This is a genomic window from Bilophila wadsworthia ATCC 49260 (assembly GCF_000701705.1).
Taxonomy (GTDB): Bacteria; Desulfobacterota; Desulfovibrionia; order Desulfovibrionales; family Desulfovibrionaceae; genus Bilophila; species Bilophila wadsworthia.
In genome coordinates this window covers 1-4,717 of the sequence record NZ_JNJP01000151.1, presented here as the reverse complement: position 1 = coordinate 4,717, position 4,717 = coordinate 1, and the positions used below count along the sequence as shown (strand labels likewise).

The following is a 4,717-nucleotide window of genomic DNA, read 5'->3' as shown; positions in this document are numbered from 1 at the left end:
GTTTGGAGGGGGAGGGAGGGCCTTTCTCCAGAAAGGCCCTCCCTCCCCCTCCAATCTTCTGCTCTCTACACTATCCCCCCAATCTTCATGCACCAAAAGGCGATGGCGGCGATGAAGGCGGAGGCGGGGATGGTGAGAATCCATGCAATGACGAGGTTCCCGGCCACGCCCCAGCGGACGGCGGAGAGCCGCTTGGTCGAGCCGACGCCGAAGATGCAGGCGGTGATGGTGTGGGTGGTGCTGACGGGCGCACCGAAAAGCGACGCCCCACAGATGACGGCTGCCGCGGAGGTCTCGGTGGCGAAACCGTGCACGGGCTCCAGCTTGAAGATCTTGTGGCCCATCGTCTTGATGATCTTCCAGCCGCCGAGCGCCGTGCCCATCGCCATGGCGAGCGCGCAGACGCACTTGACCCAGAAGGGAACCGCAATCGTGTCGATCTTGTTAAAGATGAAGAGGGCGAGCGTGATCACGCCCATGGTCTTCTGGGCATCGTTGAGGCCGTGGCTCGTCGCCATGAAGGCGGCGGAAACGATTTGCAGCTTGGTGAAGGCGCGGGTGAGCTTGTTGCGGTTGGCCCGGGCGCACAGGAGCATGATCAGAAACATGGTCAGGAAGCCCATGCCGAAACCGGCGAGAGGTGACAGGATCAGCGGGAGCAGGATTTTTTCGGCAATGGAAGCGCCGTTGAGCGTGCTGAAACCGGCGTAGGCCACGGCGGCTCCCATCAGGCCGCCGATGAGCGCGTGGGATGAGGAGGAAGGGATGCCGAAATACCATGTGATGAGGTTCCAGGCGATGGCCCCGAGCAGCGCGGCGAGCACCAGCGGCTGACAGTTCGCCACCATGTCCGTGTTGACGATCCCCGCGCCAAGGGTTGTGGCGACCTTGGTGCCGAGGAATGCGCCGATAAAGTTAAGCGATGCCGCCATGACGACCGCGACGCGGGGGCTGAGCACCTTGGTGGAAACCACCGTGGCGATGGCGTTGGCGCAGTCGTGGGCTCCGTTGGTGAAGTCGAAGATCAGCGCCACCACGACAATGAGCACAAGCAGCACGGGGACCTCAAACATACTTGAGCACCACCTCTTCCAGCGTGTCGCCGAGATCGGAAACCATATCCACGGCACGTTCGATGCGCTCGTAAACCTGGCTCCAGAGGATCAGTTCGCGCACTTTCTCAAAGTTGGGGATTTCGCTGTCCATCATTTCCGAAATCCCTGCGGCCTGCAGCATTTCACAATCCGATTTGCGGGATTTCAGGGAATGCAGATGCCCCGATACGTCCTTTTTCTTTTCAAGCTGCCCGAGCATGAGTTCCGTTTCCTCAATCATGCCCTTGATGTTCCGGGTCATCATATGGGCCGGGAAACGCTGGTACATGAAGCCGCACATAAAAAAACGGCTGGCGAGGTTTTGTATACCGTCCGCCACCCGTTCCTGTGCGAGGTTGATCGCGTGGATGTCTTCACGATCAATGGGGGTAATGAAAGTCTGCGAAAGATGCCATGTTATTTTCCGGTTGAGCTTGTCGGCCTCTTCTTCCAATATATTGATTTGTTTGAGATGGCCTTCCGATTCATACGTGTTTTCCATGACGATGATGAGGCTTTGAGCCATCCGTTGCAGAACGGCGTTCTGTTCCATCAGCAATTTGAAAAACGGAACCGTCTGGGGCAAGAAACGCGCTAGCATAGAACCTCCTAAAAGGTCTGATTCATAAATGCCGCCGTTGTACTGGAAAGAAATGGATCGAGCAAGCAAACAGGAAAAGTCGACAGGAGAATCAAAGCGTTCGTTATGGAAAATTTTTTCGGAAGGGATGAGCAGCAGAGAAAAACAGTGCCTCCCGGAACCCGTCGAGGCCATGGTGAACTGGACATATTCAAGCTGGTCGGGGCAAACGCACCCCCGTACACCGGGAAACTTGGCGGCAGGGATTCAATAAAAACGAAAATATTTGAAGAGGAGGGGAGAGGTTTGGAGAGGGGAAGGGGAAACTTTTTAAGAAGTTTCCCCTTCCCCTCTCCAATTGTCATTCTCTTTCCATTCCTAAAAACGCCGTGGCTTTCTCCTGCGCCTCCCGAGGAAGCAGCGGAAGCCACGCGGGAAGGCGGAAGGCTTGGAAATCGGGAAACGAGACCCGCCCGTGATGCAAAAGAAAACCGGAGGGGCAGGGCAATTCCGCGCCATAGAGGGAATCTCCGGCCAGCGGGTGCCCCGCAGCGGCGAGATGCGCCCGGATCTGGTGGCGCGCGCCCTTGCGGATGCGGCAGCCGACGAGCATGAGCGGGGCATCGGGATCATCGGATTCGACGAGGCCGGGGACGTCACCGGCGGTCAGGGGAGCCAGCAGGGTAACATCGGTATGCCGCACCGGATCGGGATCGTCGGTATGGCGCACCCGCGTCTTGTTCCGCGTGTCCGTATCCAGACGGCGGGCCACGGTGAAATCGTAGAGCGGCTGGCCTTCTATCAGGGCCAGATACAGCTTGTCCGTGTTGCCGATGCGCTCGGCCCGATACCAGCGGCGTTCGCCGCCATCGGTACAGGATGCGAGCACAAGGCCGGAGGTCGGCGCGTCCAGGCGGTTGAGCAGGCGTGATGCGTAGCCTTCCTCTTCCGAAGGCAGCAGATCGCCGAGCAGGGTTTCGAGGCTTGGGGAAAGGCTTCCCGCCAGAGCGGCGGTGTGCATACCCGCAGGCTTATAGAGCGCCGCAATCCCGCCGTCCTTATAAACAAGGGACGGAGCGTCCTTCGGTATGGCCGCGCCTTCCGGGTCGGGCAGGATGATGATTTCCTGCCCCGCGCGCAGTTTGAGGCCGGGGATGCCGGGTTTGCCGTTCACCAGCACGAGGGAACGGTCGCAAAGGCGGCGGCGTGCCCGAAGGCCGAGATCGGCCAGCGCGAACAGGCCGGGCCGGGCGGCTTCCTGTTCGGGGGAAGGGGAGGCCAGCAAGAGGCCGAGGGCCTTGTCCAGACGCCAGCCCTGCGCTTCTTCAGGCACACGAAACGAGATGCCGCCGTTTTCGGGGCGGTTCGCGGAAGAGGGCATGAGGCGGGCTTAGTGGTTGTTTGGGGAAGATTTTTTGATATACGTCAGGCCAGCGGCTACGGCGGCGATGCCGAGGAAGAACCAGATGAAATCCATGTGGGGCTCCAGCGTTGAAATGGTTGCGGATGTCTTGAAGTGTAGCGTAAAGGAGAGGACGGAGCAAGGGAACGCTCCCGGCTCTTGCGGCGGTTTCCCGCCGGCCTTTCCCGTTGCGCCCGGATCGGGGCGCGTGAACTTTTTTCCCCAGAGTATCCATGACCACACAGCGAATAGCTCTTGTCGGTGCGGGGCTTGCCGGTTGCGAATGCGCGTTGCAGCTGGCCCGGCGTGGTTTCGCCGTCACCCTTTTCGAGCAGAAGCCGGAGGCCTATTCCCCGGCGCACTCCATGCCGCAGCTTGCGGAACTGGTCTGCTCCAATTCCTTGCGATCCGACGAGCTGGCATCCGGTGTCGGCCTGATCAAGCAGGAACTGCGCGAACTCGGCAGTGCGCTCATGGCCGTGGCCGACGCTACCCGCGTCCCGGCGGGCAAGGCGCTGGCCGTGGACCGCGAGCTGTTTGCCGGAAAGGTGACGGAGCTTGTGGAAGCCGAGCCGAATATCACGCTTGTCCGCAAGGCCATCGCCGATCTTGATGATCCCGCTTTGGAGGGATTCGAGCGGGTGGTCATCTCAGCCGGGCCGTTGGCGAGCGAAAGCCTGTCGGCGTCCATTGCACGGGCCGTCGGCGCGGAGCACCTCTATTTTTATGATGCCATCGCGCCCATCGTGGCGGCGGATTCCATTGATATGGGCATCGCTTTCTGGGGCTCCCGCTACGGCGAGCCGGGCGAGGGCGATTATCTGAACTGTCCCATGAACGAAGACGAGTACAAGGCGTTTTATCAGGGCCTGCTCGACGGCGAGAAGGTCGCCAGCCGCGAATTTGAGCAGGAGAAGCATTTTGAGGGCTGTATGCCCGTGGAGGCGCTTGCCGCGCGCGGCGAGAAGACGCTGGCCTTCGGTCCGCTCAAGCCTGTGGGCTTCACAGATCCGCGCACCGGGCGGCGTCCTTTCGCGTTGCTTCAGCTTCGCCCCGAGAATGGGAACAAGACGATGTTCAATCTGGTGGGCTGCCAGACCAAGCTGACCTATCCCGCGCAGGCAGTCTGCTTCCGCAAGGTGCCGGGCCTTGAGCACGCGGAATTCGTGCGTTTCGGCAGTATGCATCGCAATACCTATGTGAATGCGCCCGTGTCCCTGAATGAGGAGCTCGCCCTCAAGTCCCGCCCGAACGTGCATCTTGCCGGGCAGATCACCGGAGTGGAAGGCTATGTCGAGTCCATCGCCTGCGGCTTGTGGGTGGGGCAGATGCTGGCGGCGAAGCTGGCTGGGCGCTCCCTGCCGAAGCCCCCGGCAACGACGGCCCTCGGTGCTCTGCTCAACCATCTGTCCACGCCCGCCAAGCATTTTCAGCCGTCCAATGTGCATTTTGGGCTCATGCCGGAGCCCGAAGTCCGCGTGAAAAAGAAAGAACGCAAGCAGTGGTATGCCGATCGCGCCCGTGCCGCGTTTGGCGAGTGGTTGAAGGGGGTGGAGAAGGAAGGGGATTGAAGGTTGGGGAGGGGAGAGGCCCCCTTTTGAAAAAGGGGGCCTCTCCCCTCCCCAAACCCCACCCCTCTCC

Annotated in this window: 4 protein-coding genes; 1 reads left to right on the top strand and 3 read right to left on the bottom strand. The window is 60.6% G+C overall.

Going from position 1 to position 4,717, the window contains the following annotated elements:
- Positions 1-65: 65 nt before the first annotated feature.
- The 3 genes from T370_RS0121270 to T370_RS0121260 form a co-directional block, all read right to left on the bottom strand.
- Positions 66-1,073 (bottom strand): inorganic phosphate transporter, encoded by a 1,008-nt coding sequence (locus T370_RS0121270; protein ID WP_005028154.1) that lies wholly within the window; start codon positions 1,071-1,073, stop codon positions 66-68.
- Positions 1,066-1,695: a DUF47 domain-containing protein gene (locus tag T370_RS0121265; RefSeq protein ID WP_029436938.1), complete on the bottom strand. Its 630-nt coding sequence runs from the start codon at positions 1,693-1,695 to the stop codon at positions 1,066-1,068. Before T370_RS0121265 ends, T370_RS0121270 begins: the two co-directional genes overlap by 8 nt.
- Before the next feature lie 340 nt (positions 1,696-2,035).
- A complete protein-coding gene (locus T370_RS0121260) occupies positions 2,036-3,055 on the bottom strand; it encodes a pseudouridine synthase family protein (protein WP_029436937.1) in 1,020 nt (339 codons plus the stop codon).
- 254 nt (positions 3,056-3,309) lie between these two features.
- On the opposite strand from T370_RS0121260, the gene trmFO reads away from it, so the two are divergent.
- Complete coding sequence (gene trmFO, locus T370_RS0121250) at positions 3,310-4,647, top strand: methylenetetrahydrofolate--tRNA-(uracil(54)-C(5))-methyltransferase (FADH(2)-oxidizing) TrmFO (RefSeq protein WP_029436936.1); 1,338 nt, start codon at positions 3,310-3,312, stop codon at positions 4,645-4,647.
- Positions 4,648-4,717 lie beyond the last annotated feature (70 nt).